The 16,705-nt window shown below is 52.3% G+C and carries 17 protein-coding genes; 4 read left to right on the plus strand and 13 right to left on the minus strand.

Features of this window, described 5'->3' with window-relative positions:
- The first annotated feature begins 46 nt into the window (after positions 1–46).
- Entirely contained in the window at positions 47–1,621 is a 1,575-nt protein-coding gene (locus DXV75_RS12505) for a phosphoenolpyruvate carboxykinase (RefSeq protein ID WP_245953201.1), read from the plus strand.
- A gap of 207 nt (positions 1,622–1,828) precedes the next feature.
- Positions 1,829–2,995, plus strand: a complete 1,167-nt coding sequence (locus tag DXV75_RS12510; RefSeq protein ID WP_115593753.1) for an MFS transporter — start codon at positions 1,829–1,831, stop codon at positions 2,993–2,995.
- 21 nt (positions 2,996–3,016) lie between these two features.
- Here DXV75_RS12510 and envZ read toward each other — a convergent pair whose 3' ends face one another.
- The 3 genes from envZ to DXV75_RS12525 form a co-directional block, all read right to left on the minus strand.
- Entirely contained in the window at positions 3,017–4,339 is a 1,323-nt protein-coding gene (gene envZ, locus DXV75_RS12515) for a two-component system sensor histidine kinase EnvZ (protein ID WP_115593754.1), read from the minus strand.
- Between the two features lie 20 nt (positions 4,340–4,359).
- The gene (gene ompR, locus DXV75_RS12520) at positions 4,360–5,085 is read right to left on the minus strand and encodes an osmolarity response regulator transcription factor OmpR (protein WP_115593755.1); all 726 of its coding nucleotides are present in this window, start codon (positions 5,083–5,085) and stop codon (positions 4,360–4,362) included.
- Between the two features lie 98 nt (positions 5,086–5,183).
- A complete protein-coding gene (locus DXV75_RS12525) occupies positions 5,184–6,254 on the minus strand; it encodes an ArsB/NhaD family transporter (RefSeq protein ID WP_115593756.1) in 1,071 nt (356 codons plus the stop codon).
- Positions 6,255–6,299: 45 nt separating this feature from the next.
- On the opposite strand from DXV75_RS12525, the gene DXV75_RS17120 reads away from it, so the two are divergent.
- On the plus strand, positions 6,300–6,476 hold the full coding sequence (locus DXV75_RS17120; protein WP_181898418.1) for a hypothetical protein: 177 nt from the start codon (positions 6,300–6,302) through the stop codon (positions 6,474–6,476).
- Positions 6,477–6,567: 91 nt separating this feature from the next.
- On the plus strand, positions 6,568–7,251 hold the full coding sequence (locus DXV75_RS12530) for a hypothetical protein (RefSeq protein ID WP_115593757.1): 684 nt from the start codon (positions 6,568–6,570) through the stop codon (positions 7,249–7,251).
- Positions 7,252–7,254: 3 nt separating this feature from the next.
- Here the strand turns inward: DXV75_RS12530 and DXV75_RS12535 are convergent, their stop codons facing one another.
- From DXV75_RS12535 to DXV75_RS12580, 10 genes are all read right to left on the minus strand, one after another.
- Positions 7,255–8,157, minus strand: coding sequence for a phosphoribulokinase (locus DXV75_RS12535; RefSeq protein ID WP_115593758.1), 903 nt, complete (start codon positions 8,155–8,157; stop codon positions 7,255–7,257).
- A gap of 98 nt (positions 8,158–8,255) precedes the next feature.
- Entirely contained in the window at positions 8,256–9,248 is a 993-nt protein-coding gene (locus DXV75_RS12540; protein WP_245953202.1) for an ion transporter, read from the minus strand.
- An 85-nt stretch (positions 9,249–9,333) separates the two neighbouring features.
- Entirely contained in the window at positions 9,334–10,626 is a 1,293-nt protein-coding gene (gene purD, locus DXV75_RS12545; RefSeq protein ID WP_115593759.1) for a phosphoribosylamine--glycine ligase, read from the minus strand.
- A 17-nt stretch (positions 10,627–10,643) separates the two neighbouring features.
- Positions 10,644–11,456 carry a class I SAM-dependent methyltransferase gene (locus DXV75_RS12550; RefSeq protein WP_115593794.1) on the minus strand — a complete coding sequence of 271 codons (813 nt, stop codon included), beginning with the start codon at positions 11,454–11,456 and terminating at the stop codon, positions 10,644–10,646.
- Positions 11,457–11,599: 143 nt separating this feature from the next.
- Positions 11,600–13,198 carry a bifunctional phosphoribosylaminoimidazolecarboxamide formyltransferase/IMP cyclohydrolase gene (gene purH, locus DXV75_RS12555; RefSeq protein WP_115593760.1) on the minus strand — a complete coding sequence of 533 codons (1,599 nt, stop codon included), beginning with the start codon at positions 13,196–13,198 and terminating at the stop codon, positions 11,600–11,602.
- A 79-nt stretch (positions 13,199–13,277) separates the two neighbouring features.
- Positions 13,278–13,571: a DNA-binding transcriptional regulator Fis gene (gene fis / locus DXV75_RS12560; protein ID WP_018982332.1), complete on the minus strand. Its 294-nt coding sequence runs from the start codon at positions 13,569–13,571 to the stop codon at positions 13,278–13,280.
- Positions 13,572–13,604: 33 nt separating this feature from the next.
- Positions 13,605–14,603: a tRNA dihydrouridine synthase DusB gene (dusB, locus tag DXV75_RS12565; protein WP_115593761.1), complete on the minus strand. Its 999-nt coding sequence runs from the start codon at positions 14,601–14,603 to the stop codon at positions 13,605–13,607.
- Positions 14,604–14,808: 205 nt separating this feature from the next.
- Complete coding sequence (prmA, locus tag DXV75_RS12570; RefSeq protein WP_115593762.1) at positions 14,809–15,690, minus strand: 50S ribosomal protein L11 methyltransferase; 882 nt, start codon at positions 15,688–15,690, stop codon at positions 14,809–14,811.
- A gap of 210 nt (positions 15,691–15,900) precedes the next feature.
- A complete protein-coding gene (locus tag DXV75_RS12575) occupies positions 15,901–16,194 on the minus strand; it encodes a high-potential iron-sulfur protein (RefSeq protein ID WP_115593763.1) in 294 nt (97 codons plus the stop codon).
- 261 nt (positions 16,195–16,455) lie between these two features.
- Entirely contained in the window at positions 16,456–16,647 is a 192-nt protein-coding gene (locus tag DXV75_RS12580; protein ID WP_115593764.1) for a zinc ribbon domain-containing protein, read from the minus strand.
- Positions 16,648–16,705 lie beyond the last annotated feature (58 nt).

A 16,705-nucleotide genomic window follows, 5' to 3' on the forward strand; every position in this document is an offset into this window, starting at 1 on the left:
GGCCACAACAGCTGACTGGCTGAGGCTAATTGAAAGGGGGGCTCAGATGATGGCATCCACCGCAGTGTATAACGCAGTAGTGCCTGAGATTCACACGGATTTGTGCGCAGCGCAGCTTATCGAACTGGCGTTGCTCAATCAGGAAGGGAGGCTGGCCGACAATGGCGCCCTGGTGGTTGAGACCGGTCACCGAACCGGTCGCTCTCCGGCGGACAGGTTTATTGTTCTCGAACCTGAAACCCAGGGCGACATTGACTGGGGCAAGGTAAATCAGCCTTTTGATTCGAAGCGATTTGATGCTCTGTGGCAGAGGGTTGAAGCGTATCTTCAGGGTAAACCCCAATATCTATCCCACCTTCAGGTGGGAGCAGACCCGCGATTTGCCCTGCCGGTGCGGGTGCGCACCCAAACCGCCTGGCAGCAATTGTTTGCCCGCAATATGTTTATTGTCCCAGAGGTCTACAATCCAGGCGGGCGGGCTGAATGGGATATTCTCAACGTTGCGGGATTTAGCTGTGATCCGGATCGGGATGGGACTCACAGCGACGGTGCTGTGATCATCAGTTTCGCCAAACGCCGGGTGTTGCTGGCTGGTATGCGTTACGCAGGCGAAATGAAAAAGGCCATGTTCTCGGTGCAGAATTTTCTGTTGCCCGAACATGGCGTTCTGCCCATGCATTGTTCCGCGAATGTGGGTGAAAGCGGCGATGTTACACTGTTTTTTGGCTTGTCAGGCACTGGCAAAACCACCTTGTCGGCAGATCCTAACCGTTACCTGATTGGCGATGACGAGCACGGTTGGGCCAGTGGCAGCGTGTTTAACCTTGAAGGTGGCTGCTATGCCAAGTGCATCGACTTGTCCCGCACCAATGAACCTGTGATTTGGGATGCCATCCGGTTTGGCGCCATTCTGGAGAATGTGGTGCTGGATTGCCAGCGTCAGCCGGATTATGCCGATACCCGTCTGACGGAAAATGCCCGTGCGGCTTACCCCCTCAAACATATTGAAAAACGGGTGGAGGAGAATCTTGCTGGGGAGCCAGGGGCGGTGATCTTTCTAACCTGTGACGTGCGTGGAGTGCTTCCGCCGGTTTCCTTATTGAGTGAGCAGGCTGCGGCTTACCATTTTTTAAGTGGCTACACCGCCAAAGTCGGATCGACAGAAATAGGCAGCAGTGCCGCCATTGAGTCCACCTTTTCTACCTGCTTTGGTGCGCCGTTTTTTCCGCGAGCGGCCAGCGTGTATGCTGAATTGCTGATGCAACGGGTGCGGGAATTCGGTTCACGGGTGTACCTGGTCAACACCGGCTGGACGGGAGGCCCATATGGAGTTGGGAAGCGTTTTGATATTCCGCTTACCCGTGCCGTTATCGACGCGATTGTTTCAGGCAAACTGGAAGGTGTTAAAACCCGCCATATTGACGGGTTGAATCTTGATGTTCCGGTTGCGGTTCCCGGAGTTGAAAGTCGATTACTGGTGCCCAGGGATACCTGGCAATCCGGTAAGGACTATGACTGTGCCCTACAGCAAATGACGGAAGAGTTTCAGCGCAATTTTGCCCGCTATAACGTAAACGAAGTTATTGAGGCGGCTGGCCCGCAGCGCCTGAACGACAACTGAGTTCTTCCGTATTGCGGCCAGTGTGAGCTCAACAGGCGGGAAAAACTTGTGAGTCTGAACATTTTTGTGCTTAATTGCTCTGGTTGACTGCAGCCAGGGCTTTCATTTGTGCTTGTCAGTTCAGACGAGCGCTGTTTCCCGTCTGAAAAAAGAAAGCGTCGGCTGCAGAATTTAGCTTTCGCAATGAATGTTTTCTGTGAGCAACCTATGAACCGCCGCCCAATCACCATAGTTATTTTTGCCGGATTTTTTCTGTTCGGCATGCTGTTTTTACTTTGGGGCATTTTGTTGTCAGACATCGCTGCCGATTTGGGCATGAATAAAGTCGTCAGCGGTGCGCTCTTTACCTTATTCTCATTGGGAACCGTGCTTGGTGCTGTTGTCGGCGGCAAGTACGTCAGCCGTTTCGATTTTTTGGCCTTACTGGCGGTTCTGACCAGCATAGACGCAGTATTGCTGCTTATATTCTCCGCCATGCAACACTGGGTTTCGCTGTTGGCGGTGATTTTTCTGGTTGGCGTGGTGAGTTCCTGCATCATCACTATTGGTCACACGCTGATTGCAAGGCTCTATGTTGAAAAGCGTTTTGCCATGATGGGGATCATGGACTTTATGTTCAGCCTCGGAACCCTGGCGGCCTCTTTTTACGTGACTCTGGTGTATTTTTATCTGCCTGGTTGGCGCTGGCCTATCCGGCTGCTGACCATTTTTATGGCATTGTTGGCGGTTTATACTTTTTTTGCTGCTATGCGCAGCCGGGCAATGGTTGCCACACAGCCACGTGAGGTAAAGCGAAGCCTTTCCTACAAGGAGGTGCTGCGCCGTCCGGTGTTTGTTTTGCTGGCTTTGGTAAGTTTCGGGTATGGCGCGGTTGAATTTGGCAACGCAAACTGGTTTGTTACCTATGCTCAGCTCGGCAGGGGCGTTGATGGTGAAACCGCACGCAATCTACTCGCCTGTTTTACCGCAGGGATGGTTGTGAGCCGGCTGGTATTTGCCTATTTCCTGCGCATTTTCAGTTTGCATCGATTAACGGTAATCATGGCCGTCATGTCCGGTATCGGAACCTGGGGAATTGCAACCAGTGAAACCATGTTGATGCTTGGTGTGAGCAATCTGCTTTTTGGCCTTGGTTTGGGTGGCTTATACCCTCTGGTGCTGTCGGCCGCGATGAACATCGATTCTGAAAAGGGGCCGGTGTTGTCGGGCGTGTCGATAATCGGCAACTCGCTTGGAGTGCAGACCGCCTCTTTCAGTATTGGGCTTTGGGCCAACTACGCGCCTATTACCCAGGCCTATTGGGTAATACCCATTGGTGGCGGTATTCTGATGCTGACAGCGTGGCTTTACAGCCGGGAGCTTAAAGCCCTTTAGCCGGCTTTACTTCAATGGCAATCATGGGTTTTGCGGCGCAAGCGGCAACCAGAATTCCGCTACCAAGCCCCCTTTTGGGTGGTTGCGAAGTTCAATTTTACCGTTGTGCGTTTCGATAATTTTTTTGCAAATCGCCAGCCCCAGACCTGAGCCGGACGAGCCTCTCGCCTTGTCGCCCTGGGTGAAAGGCATGAACGCCTGTTCGAGCTGTTCCGCTGGTATACCCTGTCCATGGTCCTGCACCCGGCAATAAATTCGCCTTTTTGCGTGGTCGTAAAAGCTGGTGATCAGTATGTGATCACTGCCATAGCGAAACGCGTTTTCAATCAGATTATCCAGAACCCGTTTGATGGCCACCCTTCCCAAGAGCACTTCGGGTAAGTCTTTAAGATGAAGATCAATATGATGGCTTTCTTCAACATGGCGGGCCTGAGCAAGGTCACAAATAATCTGGTTGAGGTCAGTTTTCTGCCAGTGCTCCGTACCGTGCTGACGGGCGTAATCGATAAACTGGTCAATGATGGCATTCATGTCCTCAATGTCATTCACGATCCCTTCCTTAATCCAGTCGTGGCCGTCTGGCAGCATTTCGGTGGCCAGGCGGATGCGGGTCAGCGGGGTGCGCAGATCATGGGATATGCCGGCCGTCATCAGGGTGCGGTCATGCTCCAGTTGCTGAATACCCTGATTCATGCGGTTAAAGGCCCGGGTTACCTCGATGATTTCACTGGTGCCCTGTTCGGGAAGCGGTGGCGGTATCCTGCCCCGGCCAACCTGCAATGCGGCCTTTTGCAGTGCCTGCAGTGGCCGGTTAAGCCGGCGTACAAACAGCCAGCCTCCGGCAACGCTCAGAATACCGATGACCATCAGATACATGGTCAGCGGAGAGATGTTGGCTTCACTCAGGCCATTGATTGGGATTGAAATCCAGGCACCCGGATAATCGGCCAGCTCTATCCAGACCTGATAAGGGCGGCTTTCAACACCGGGAGCAGGAGTGCTTATGCGGACATCAGCCTGTTGCCCAAGCTGCTGCGAAACCTGCGAAGAAATGAATCCGTAGTAAGTGGCGTTTTGCAGCCCGCTGTGCAAGGCATCCTCTTCCGTCAGCACCTGCACCTGTGTCCGTTTGGTGAACGCAGGCAGTCTGGGGTCATCTGGAGCCAGCATGCCGTTAGCCAGCAGGCTTTGGGCCTGGGTGGCCAGTAAACTGTTGATTTGCTGATAGCTGGGGCGAATAAAATAGTAGGTGACGGAAAGGTAGGATACAACCTGGTTGATCAGCAGCAGTACCCCAATCAACAATACTGTCTGCCCAAAGGCGCTTTTTGGAAAAATTCGCATGAATACGCGGCCTGAACGGATCAGGCCGTTTCCTCTCCGTCAGGCACAAATACATAACCCAAGCCCCAAACGGTCTGGATATAACGGGGGTTGGTTGGGTCTTTTTCCAGCATTCGTCGCAAGCGGGAAACCTGCACATCAATACTGCGTTCCAGTGCACTGTAATCCCGCCCGCGGGCCAGGTTCATCAGTTTGTCGCGGGATAGTGGCTCACGAGGGTGACTTACCAGTGACTTGAGAACGGCAAATTCACCACTGGTCAGGGTCATGGGTTCACCGTTGGCAAACATCTCCCGGGTTGCCAGATTCAGCCGGTAACTGCCAAATTCCACAATCTGTTCGTCTTTTGACGGTGCACCCGGGGCTTCAGAAGTTTGTCTTCGCAATACCGCTTTGGCACGGGCCAGAAGCTCCCTGGGGTTAAATGGTTTGGGCAGGTAGTCATCAGCCCCCATTTCCAAACCAATAATGCGATCGACTTCGTCACCCTTGGCCGTCAGCATGATGATGGGCATCTCGTTTCCGGAACGACGCAATCGGCGACAAATCGACAATCCATCTTCTCCGGGTAACATCAGATCGAGCACCATCAGATGAAAATTTTCCCTTTCCAGCAAGCGGTCCATCTGTTCCGAGTTGGCCGCAGCCCGAACCTGAAAGCCCTGCTCTACCAGATAGCGTTCCAGCAAACTGCGTAACCGCATATCATCATCGACTACCAGAATTTTTGAGGTTTCCTGACCCATACCCTTTACTCATGCTTTTTTTAAGCACTATAACCAGTTCAATTCAGATTCAAAAGAACCGATGCGTTTCGCAGGCCTTTGGAATGTTACAAATGATTTCAGCCAAACGGCTCCCGGGACAGGCCAATCACCATGGCGTATCCACAGGTGTAGGCAATTAGCAGAAGCAAAGAGTACTTGCCGTAACGGGCAAATGTCAGGCCTTTGACCTTGCTCATGGCGACTATGCCCGCCGCTGAGCCGATAACCAGCAGGGAGCCGCCCACGCCTACGGCATAAGTGAACGACATCCACTGAACCGTGGTCATCTCTATGTCGGCTTTCAGCAATGCTGCGGTGAGCGGCACATTGTCGATGCCAGCTGAGATTACCCCCATCAGGAAATTGGCGGTGGCAGGTGAAAACAGTTCGTACACCACCAGTATTGAGTGCAGTACGTCAATGTGGTCCAGCATTCCTACCAGTAGCAGCACCACCAGGAAAAACAGCAGGGTATCAAACTCGATATAGCGGATGTAGTCGAGTATGGGGTCCTGGTCCTGTTCTTCGCCCATCAGGGTAGCAACCAGAAACATTATTGCCATGCCAGCCAGAAAGCTGAGCATGGGGGGAATGGCGTACAGCACATTTCCGATCAGGGTGGCCACGATGGTGAACAGAAAAATGGCGGCAATGACTGTATCAACCGACTGGACGGGGTGCTTCTGGTTGCGGATCCGCACAACGCCTTTCATGCCCACGCTCAGCATGGTTGCCAGAATCATTACTGCGGTAAATGACGGCAGCAACAACCACAGCAGTTGGGTGATTGTGACTTTGTCGTTCATGAAAATCATCAGCGTGGTAACGTCACCGGTAATGAGAGAAACGCCGCCGGAGTTGACTGCAAAGACCACCAGTACCGCAAAACGCATGGTGTGATTGAACGGCAGGCCGAGGGACAGAGCCAGGGCAATACATACCAGGGTGGCGGTAATGTTGTCGGCCAATGAGGAAAAACAAAAGCAGAAAACTGCACACAAAAACAGCAGTGGCTTGAGGCCGATACGTTTGGGTATCAGTACGTTAAGCATGTTCTGGATAAAGCCTTTGCGATTGAGGTACGCCACAAACGTCATAGCGGCGACCAGGAACAGCCATAGGGTGGAGATTTCCGTTATGCTGTGCATCAATGTTGCTGGACCACATCGGTTTCTGGCCCGCGATGAGCCTGAATGAACAGAATTATCCAGGCCTGGTTCGCCGCAGTCAGCGCCCGGGTTGCGTTTAAGGAAAGTCATGCAGTATGGGCGTTTATTGCCCCGGATATCCTGAAAATGTGGCATAATCCGCAATCGGATGATCCGGGTTGGGTCGCGAGCGCCTGTGAGCGATTTATACGGGGCGGATAATCTGTGCCATCTCAATTTCTATTGCGGTCTGCATTCAATCGAATCCGGGGGCGCAATTTGCTGAAACCTGTTATGTAGTCTGGTTTGTTGTATGAACACGCGTTATTTCTTTGGGAAAGTGAAGCTTCTTCTGTTTGCTCTGGCATTGTGGCCGGCAATGGCACATTGTTCCGACACGACACTGCGAATCGGCTATTATCCCCACTATCAGATTGAAAAGTATCGAAGCCTTATTGAGCGAAGTTACCAGCGGCTGGGTTTCGATATTCAGTTTGTCGCGATTGTGTCTTCGCAGCGATCATTGCTGGAGCTGGAGAAAGGTAATATTGACGCAGAATTAATGCGCTCAGCGGCCACAGCGTCTGAGTGTGGCGATGCAGTGATACTCGAGCCGCCCTTACTGACGGCACAGGTGATGCTGCTGTGCAAACAGCCAGCTCCCTGTACACCAGAGGTTCTGAGTAACCCGGAAAACACGGTTATTGCCACCAATGCCCAGCTTAAGTACTGGCCGGCTGATAAACAGGATGAACTTCAGGCGAATCTGGTGACCATTGAAAATGTGCAAAGTGTGTATGGCATGTTTTCCCAGGGAAGATACGATTACGCACTGGTTTCCATTGAAGGTAATACTCCGCCTGAAATGCAGGTGTCATTCAGTCACGTCAACTTGCACCAGGTCAACGGCTATCACATTTTAAATCGTAAATATGAACACCTGAGTGCGCTCCTGACGGACGCCATAAAAGCCGAGATGCAGCAGCCCCAGGGTTGAATCTTACTTCTCTATTACCCAGTCCATCTGGTGCCCGGCGCGGCGTTTTTTGTCCAGCAGCTCTTCAATAAGCGGTGTAAGGATCAGCTCCATAGCCAGCCCCATTTTGCCTCCCGGTACCACCAGAGTATTGATGCGAGACATAAAAGCGCCGTCGATCATCTGCAACAGGTAAGGGTAATCTACGTTTTTCATTTCACGGCGAAACCGCACCACGACAAAGCTTTCATCCTGGGAAGGTATCTCCCGGGCACTGAACGGATTTGAGGTGTCTACGGTGGGTACGCGCTGAAAATTCACGTGAGTGCGGGAAAACTGGGGGGTGATGTAATGAAAGTAATCGTCCAGCCCGCGTACAATGCTGCTCATGACCGCTTCACGGGAATGGCCGCGGTCAGTCGTGTCGCGCACGATTTTCTGGATCCATTCCAGATTGACAATGGGCACCATGCCAACCAGCAAATCAACGTGTTTGGCGACATCGTTTTCTTCCGTTTTTACTCCGCCGTGCAGGCCTTCATAAAACAGTAAGTCGGTATTTTGCGGCAAATCCTGCCAGGGCGTAAATGTACCAGGCATCTGGTTAAATGGGACAGCGTCGTCAAAGGTATGCAGGTACTGGCGAAATTTCCCCTGACCGGACTGACCGTATTCCTGAAACAGATTTTCAAGCAGATCAAAGTCGTTGGCCCTGGGGCCAAAATAACTGATGTGGCGGCCTTGCTCCTGCGCTTTTCGAATTTCAACTTCCATTTCAGGGCGGGTGAAACGATGAAAGCTGTCTCCCCCAACTACCGCTGCGTCCACGCTAAGGTTGCGAAAGATATGCCGGATGGCATTGGTGGTCGTTGTGGTGCCCGCACCAGACGAACCCGTTATGGCAATAATGGGATGTTTAACCGACATGGATGCTCTTTAGGGGGATGAATAGGACCCCTAGTTATAAGCTGCCGTGAAGGAATAATCAAGCGATGTAATAGTGCCGACCAGTGGAATGGTGGGGCTCAGGTGTCTGTGTCCCCCGTCTCGCCTTGGCTGTGGCGATGTTGAAGCAACCTTATGATTAATTTGGCTTCTTCCTGGTCCATGTCGAGTAAACCGCGAATTTTTTCCAGGTGTTCAAAGTCCCGTTCAGACAAGTCGCCGTCTGCAATGGCGGAGCTTGCGGCCTCACGAAATCGCTCCTGGCGAAGATGGACCCGGGCGGTGAAGCTGGATGACAGAATGCCGGCGGGCAGAGCGTAAAGGCCAATTCCGAGCAGGGTTATCAAACCACCAAATATTCGCCCCATCAGGGTGACGGGTACAACATCACCGTAGCCCACAGTGGTCAGTGTGATCATGGCCCACCACATAGCCGCAGGAATGCTGCTGAACTCTTGAGGCTGAACGTCTTTTTCCAGGTAATAGATGCCGGTGGCGGCAAATATCATGGTGATCATCAGTACGCTCAATGCCGCTAGCAGCGTACGCGCTTCTGCGCGGATCACCTGGGTGAGTGTCTGCATGGAGGTTGAATAGCGGCCGAGCTTAATCAGCCGGGTAAGTCGCAGCAATCGCAGTATGCGTAAATCCACCGCAACAAACATACTCAGATAAAACGGCAGTATGGCGAGCAAATCCACGATAGCAATCGGGGTGACCATATAACGTAGTCTTCGCTTCCAGTTAGGCCAGGTACGCTCGCGGCTTGATTTGGGCGCCACCTCAACGCAGGTCCACACTCTGGCAAAATATTCGATGGTAAATATGATCACGGAGAAGACTTCGAACTGATGCAGTTGAGTGCGGTACTGCCGGTGGATGGGCTCAACAGTCATCAGCAGCATCGCCAGAGCATTGGTGATAATGAGAGTGATCAGCATGATGTCAAACAGGCGGCTGATATATTCGCCCTGGGTGTACTGCCGATAGGGGCGAAGAATCCGATATACCCGCGATCTGAGCGTGTTGTGGTGCATAGTATTGCCCTGTTCCCTGACCTGATATTTCATCATAGGGGGATTCGGGCAAGGAAGAAAGCCAGTACAAAAAAAGCGCAGCGGTGAAACACGGCTGCGCTTTTTGGCTAACGGGATTAAATCAGCTTGCCTGGCTTTCCCGCTTGATTGCCCGATAGGCTATGTCAGTACGGAAGTATACGTCCTGCCAGTTGATGGCGCCCACCAGTTCGTAGGCTTTTTGCTGGGCTTCGGTGACATTGTTGCCCAAAGCGGTAGCGCAGAGCACGCGGCCGCCACTGGTGACAACGCGACCATCTTTTTCCGCAGTGCCAGCGTGAAACACCTTACCATCCAATTGCGCTGCTTTATCCAGCCCTTCAATGGCATCGCCTTTGTTGTAATTGCCCGGATAACCACCGGCAGCCAGCACTACGCCGACGGCTGCGCGTGGGTCGAAATCGATGGCTTTGCCAGCCAGTTCGCCCTTGCAGGCAGCCTGACACAACGCAACCAAGTCGGATTGCAAACGCAACATGATGGGCTGGGTCTCCGGATCACCAAAGCGGCAGTTGTATTCAATCACCTTGGGTGTGCCGTCAGCCATGATCATCAGGCCTGCGTACAAAAAGCCCTTGTAAGGGTTGCCCTCTGCGGCCATGCCTTCCACAGTTGGCAGGATAACTTCATCCATGACCCGCTGATGAATTTCTGGCGTTACAACCGGGGCAGGTGAATACGCGCCCATGCCGCCGGTATTGGGCCCGGAATCGCCATTACCAGCACGTTTGTGATCCTGGCTGGTTGCAAAAGGCAGTACATTTTTGCCATCCACCATTACGATGAATGATGCTTCTTCACCGTCCAGAAACTCTTCAATCACAACCCGGCTGCCAGCGTCGCCAAAGGCGTTGCCAGCCAGCATGTCGCGAATGGCGTCTTCAGCTTCCTGAAGTGTCATCGCAACAATTACGCCCTTACCTGCTGCAAGGCCATCAGCCTTGACCACAATAGGAGCGCCTTTTTCTCGCACGTACGCCAGCGCAGGCTCAATTTCGGTGAAATTCTGATATTCCGCCGTCGGGATTTTGTGGCGTGCCAGAAAATCCTTGGTAAAAGCCTTGGAACCTTCGAGTTGTGCGGCGGCCTGGGTGGGGCCGAAAATGATTTCACCAGCCTCTTCAAACGCATCGACAACGCCTTCAACCAGCGGTGCTTCTGGCCCGACAATGGTCAGTGCCACATGATTGGTCTGGGCGAAAGCCAGCAGGCCCTTGATGTCGGTGACACCAATGTCGACGTTTTCCAACTTGGGTTCTGTGGCCGTTCCGGCATTGCCAGGGGCAACAAATACGGTGTTAACACCGTTACACTGTGCCGCTTTCCAGGCTAAGGCGTGTTCGCGGCCACCGCCGCCAATTACCAGTATGTTCATTCAAACGTTCCGTTCTGTTACTCGGGTTTTACAAACTTCAGGGTCATACGATTACTCTCGCCAATGGCCAGATATTGGTCGCGATCCTGCTCGCCCAAATCCAGTGAAGGCGGCAATGTCCACACGCCTTTCGGATGTTGCGCATTATCCAATGGGTTAGCATTAACCTGGCTTTCGGCAACCAGTTTAAATCCGGCCTGCTCTGCGGCAGCCACAATAAGCGACTTTTTCATGTAACCGCTGGACTTCATGGCTTCGTCAGACAGAGTCTCTGGCATTTCATGGTCAACCACACCCAGCACTCCGCCTGGTTTCAACGCGTTATAAAATGCCCTGAATGCGTTATCAAGCGCTTTGGTTTCGGCATTCATATACCAGTTGTGCACGTTGCGGAAAGTCAGTACAGCGTCAGCCGAACCGGCGGGAGCGATTTCCAGTGCCTTGACCGGATCAAATGCAGTAAGCTTAATGTTTTTGTAAGGGGCGTACTCGGAGAGCTTTTGTTCGAACTTCTGATAGGCATTGCGACGATAATTGCTTGCTGACTCGTCAATAAAGAAGTGAGCGGCAATTAACTGACCTTCCTCTCGCAACAATTCAGCCAGAATGTCGGTGTACCAGCCACCGCCGGGCCAAATTTCCACCACTGTCATGTCTGGTTCAATACCAAAAAAGCGCAGGGTTTGTTGTGGGTGCCGGTATTCGTCCCGCAATTTGGCTTCTGCACTCCGGTTGCCGGAGGCGGCTGCCTCACTGATGGCATCGCTGGCCAGTGTCTGGGTGGAGAGAGTCATCATTGCTGCGCCCAGCAAGGTTACGACTTTTTGCATCAAAGAGTTCATTACATGCTTCCTTTTGGTTGGAATGAAAGTTGGAGCTTATACCAGTCTAACGGGTAATCAGGCTGATATAAGCGTAATCCAGCGCCTTTATTGCGCCAGTAACCTCAACTTTCTTTCCTGCCACTCAACCTTTAGTGGCGGAAATGACGCATTCCCGTGAACACCATCGCAATGTTGTGTTCATTGGCAGCGGCAATCACTTCGTCATCGCGCATGGAACCGCCGGGCTGGATAACCGCAGTGATACCTGCCGCTGCCGCAGCGTCTATGCCATCGCGGAATGGGAAAAAGGCGTCGGAAGCCATCACTGAGCCTGCCACTTCGAGGTTCTCGTCGGCGGCTTTGATACCAGCGATTTTCGCCGAATATACCCGGCTCATCTGCCCGGCGCCCACACCAATGGTCATACCGTCTTTGCAGTATACAATGGCGTTGGACTTCACATACTTGGCCACTTTCCAGCAGAACATCAGGTCTTGCAGTTCCTGTTGCGTAGGTTGGCGCTCACTGACAACCTGAAGGTCGTCCATATCCACCATGCCGAAGTCTCGCTCCTGCACCAGCAAACCACCGTTAACCCGCTTGAAGTCGTAGCCGTCGGTCAACTGACCCTGCCAGTCACCGCATACCAGCAAACGCACGTTTTTCTTGGCTGCGACGACTTCAATGGCACCGTTACTGACAGCAGGGGCAATGATCACTTCAACAAACTGACGGTCAATGATTGCCTGCGCCGTGGTGGCATCCAGTTCACGGTTGAAGGCGATGATACCGCCGAAAGCTGAAGTCGGGTCCGTTTTGTAGGCGCGATCGTAAGCTTCCAGAATATTCTCACCAATAGCCACACCACAGGGGTTGGCGTGCTTGACGATAACACAGGCCGGAACATCGAACTCTTTCACACATTCCAGTGCTGCATCGGTGTCGGCAATGTTGTTGAATGACAACTCTTTACCCTGCAACTGTGTGGCAGTGGCAACAGACGCTTCCTGAATGTTGTTCTCAACGTAGAAAGCAGCACTTTGATGGCTGTTTTCTCCGTAACGCAGATCCTGCTTCTTAGTAACCTGAAGGTTAAAGGTGCGCGGAAACTCGCTGTGGTGGTGTTCGCAGTCTTCTTCACACTCTACTGAGTCGATGCGGGCACCAAAATAGTTGGCAATCATGCCGTCGTATTCGGCGGTATGTTCAAAGGCTTTTATCGCCAGGTCGAAGCGCGTCTGGTAACTCAGAGAATTGCCATTGGCCTGCATTTCATTCAGCACCCGGCTGTAATCACTGGCATTGACCACAATGGTGACGTCTTTGTGGTTTTTGGCTGCTGCACGTACCATGGTAGGGCCGCCAATATCGATGTTTTCGATGGCGTCTTCCAGTGTGCAGCCGTCTTTCGCTACGGTTGCTGCAAAGGGGTACAGGTTGACGGCAACCAGATCAATAGGGGCAATGTTGTTTTCAGCCATCACCGCTTCGTCCAGCCCACGCCGGCCCAGAATGCCGCCGTGAATTTTGGGGTGCAGGGTTTTTACCCGGCCATCCATAATTTCGGGGTGGCCTGTGTGCTCAGACACTTCCTTCACCGGCAAGCCGGCTTCGGCGAGCAATTTGGCGGTACCGCCTGTCGACAGAAGTTCAACACCGGCCTGGTGCAGAGCCTGGGCAAATTCCAGAATGCCGGTTTTATCGGAAACACTTAACAGCGCGCGTTTGATGGGTTTCGGTGTTTGCATAGTGGTTTTTTTTCACGAAAGGTTGAAACAAAAAGAGCACCCAGAGGTGCTCTTATCGAAGGGCAACGCCCTTTAAGTTTTAGTTCATGCCGTACTGCTTCAGCTTTTTGCGCAGAGTACCACGGTTGATACCCATCATAATTGCAGCGCGGGTTTGGTTGCCGCGGGTGTAAGTCATGACTTCTTCCAGCAACGGCGCTTCAACTTCTGCCAGTACCAACTCGTACAGGTTGTCGATGTTTGCGTTGTCAAGCTGCTTCAGATATTTGTTCACAGCTTGCTTAACGGAATCACGCAGAGGCTTTTGAGCCTGAGTTTGTGAAGGAGTGGTAACAGTAGTGGTAAAAGGTGAAGTCACATTTTGATCGAACATAATACTTACTTGCTCTTTAGTTAGTAGTCATCACTATGCTGCTGGAGAAATCTGTCGGGTTTCCCGCGATTGCAGCGCTTGAAAATAATCGTCCAGGGCGCGGAGCTGATCGGAAGCCTCCTCGATGCCATTGAACGTTTTTCGAAACTGACGATCCTTATCGTGCTCCGAGAGATACCAGCCTACGTGTTTCCGGGCAATTCTTACGCCGGAAGGTACACCGTAAAAGGCGTGCACGTTTGCCACATGCTCATGCAATACCTCATGTTGCTCAGCCAGAGGCGGTTCACCCAAATGTTCACCCGTATCCAGATAGTGCTGGATTTGTTTGAATATCCAGGGATTACCCTGGGCGCCGCGGCCAATCATGATGCCGTCGGCGCCCGTATAGCTAAGCACCTGAAGTGCTTTTTGCGGGGAAGTGATATCACCATTGGCAACCACCGGAATGGTTACTGCGGCCTTAATGGCCCGAATGGTGTCGTATTCCGCTTCCCCGTTGTACATACAGGCCCGGGTTCGGCCATGAACCGCCAGAGACTGTATGCCGTTTTCCTGTGCAATGCGGGCAATGTCGACCCCATTGCGATTATCCTGGTCCCATCCGGTGCGAATTTTTAGCGTAACCGGAACGTCAACGGCGGCGACTACCGCTTTGACAATGGACTCAACCAGTTCTGGATATTGCAGCAATGCAGAACCCGCCAGCTTTTTATTCACTTTCTTGGCCGGGCAACCCATGTTGATGTCAATAATCTGAGCGCCGTTTGCCACGTTAAACTGGGCGGCCTGAGCCATCAGTTCCGGATCGGCACCGGCAATCTGTACAGAGCGAATGCCTTCTTCGCCACTGTGATCCATGCGCTGCATGGATTTGGCGGTATTCCAGACCTTTGGGTTGCTTGATAGCATTTCAGATACGACCAACCCTGCACCCATCCGGCGACATAATTGTCTGAATGGGCGATCGGTCACACCTGCCATGGGCGCAAGCATCAAATTGTTTTCCAGGATGTAAGGTCCAATTCGCATACTTTACAGCCAACAGTTGCGCAGATTTTGTACACTTTCCCGAAATGGGGCGCTAAGTGTACGTGTTTTCTGCATGCTTGAAAAGGCTAAAAATCACACAAAATTTAACCGTCAGGGCTTGACAGCGTGGTAAGGGTCTGGCTAACAAATCGCCTTCCGGCCGGAGCGGCCAGAAGCTTTTGCCGAGGTATCAAGGGCCTAAGTGTTATCGGGCCCGGGTGCCGGATACCCTTGCCCACTCTCCATCGATGGCGCTGGGATCGAGTTCAAATTCCTGGGCGTAGGCTTCTTCAATACGCGGGGTGAGTTCTGCGAGGATACCGGACATCACCAGTTTGCCTCCAACCCGGCAATAATCCCGGATCACAGGGCGAAGTTCCAGCAACGGGCCGGAAAGAATATTGGCCATTACCACATCCGCTTCCAGGCTGGGTTGATCTTCGGGTAAGTAAACACTCAACCGATCTTCCACCTGGTTGCGACGGGCATTTTCCATTGAAGCCTGCAGCGCCTGAGGATCTATATCAATACCAATCACCTTGGCTGCGCCGAGTTTAAGCGCAGCCAGCGCCAGGATCCCGGAACCACAGCCAAAGTCGACCACGGTTTTGCCACTCAAATCTTCGCCGTCCAGCCACCGTAAACACAGTGCTGTAGTCGGGTGGGTACCGGTTCCGAATGCCAGCCCGGGGTCAAGCATTACATTGACTGCGTCCGGGTCCGGCACCTCGCGCCAGCTGGGGCATATCCACAACCGCTCACCGAACTGCATGGGGTGGAAATTGTCCATCCATTCCCGTTCCCAGTCTTTGTCTTCCAGAGGGTCGAGTTTGTAACGGAAATCTTTACCCAGCAGTTTGGCCTTGCTGAGACGACTGAGAATGGCATTCATATCGTCGCTGGCGTCAAACAGGCCGACAACCTGGGTGTCCGGCCAAAGTATGACTTCACCCGGCTTGGGTTCGTATATTGGGGTATCCTTAGCATCCAGAAAGGTTACTGCCTGAGCGCCATTGGCGCTGAGCATTTCGCCAATGGATTCCGCATTCTCTGCGCTGCTGTCAATTTTGAGTTGTAACCAGGCCATAGTCGTTGTCCGCAATAAAAATCGCGCATAGCTTAACGTAATTTATAGGTAAGTGTGATGGGAAAGCGAGTTTGATTTGGCTTTATTCACAAGACAGCGCCGTGCCAGTTGATACCCGACTTTTCGCTTCTATATGAAACTGCCGCAATCAAAACACAACAGGCCCTGATGGGGGCACGGGCCTGTTTTAAGATCATGGAAAATGGCCTGCTAGCCTGGCTTTTTCACCCAGGCACTACACCAGCCATTGGTATTGACCAGTTTGCCAGGGAAAATGGCACAGGGGCGATGAGCTTCGCCGTCCTCTCCCTGAATGTACATGCAGTTGCCGCAGGTGGAACCTTCAACAGTGGAAGCAGGGGTATACTGCAACGCTTTTGCCGTTGGATCGTCAGCCTGTAATTGTTCTTGTGCCAGCGCACGCAAGCTGGTGCCACCCAGTGTGACACCAATCAGTGTGGTGCCGGAAAGTTTGAGAAAGTCCCGGCGATTTACTGCTTTCATAATTCACTCCCGTTGTTTAGTGAATGATAACAATTCTTTTTTAACGTACCCTTAATACGCAAAAACCTGCCAAAAGGCAGGTTTATAAGGTCAGTACGAATTCCCTTAACAGTTTTTTGCGTGCACCAGGGCTTACCTAAACCACTAACGGAATTCGTACCGCCTACTTATACCGCTAAATCCATAATTTACCAACATTTAAACTGCAGGTATTGATCTGGGTCGAGGATTGAACACTTCGTTACCGCGAATTCTACCTTTTCAGTCATCTTCCCTGCTGGCCACGATCGTGATGCGATCTTCCTGGGCAACTACGCTCAGTTCAATAGGCTGGCAGCATACCTGGCAATCCACAATCTGAGCCTGGCCAAGGTCGTTCATCTCATCAACTTCCACCTCGTTATGGGCCATGCAATAAGGGCAATCAAACAGCATAGGGCGAGTCAGACTCATCACGCACCTCTTTAACTCACGCTTGTGTACTAACTGTAGTACTTTCTATTCTGGTTGA

Source organism: Alteromonas aestuariivivens (assembly GCF_003367475.1).
Classification (GTDB): domain Bacteria; phylum Pseudomonadota; class Gammaproteobacteria; order Enterobacterales; family Alteromonadaceae; genus Alteromonas; species Alteromonas aestuariivivens.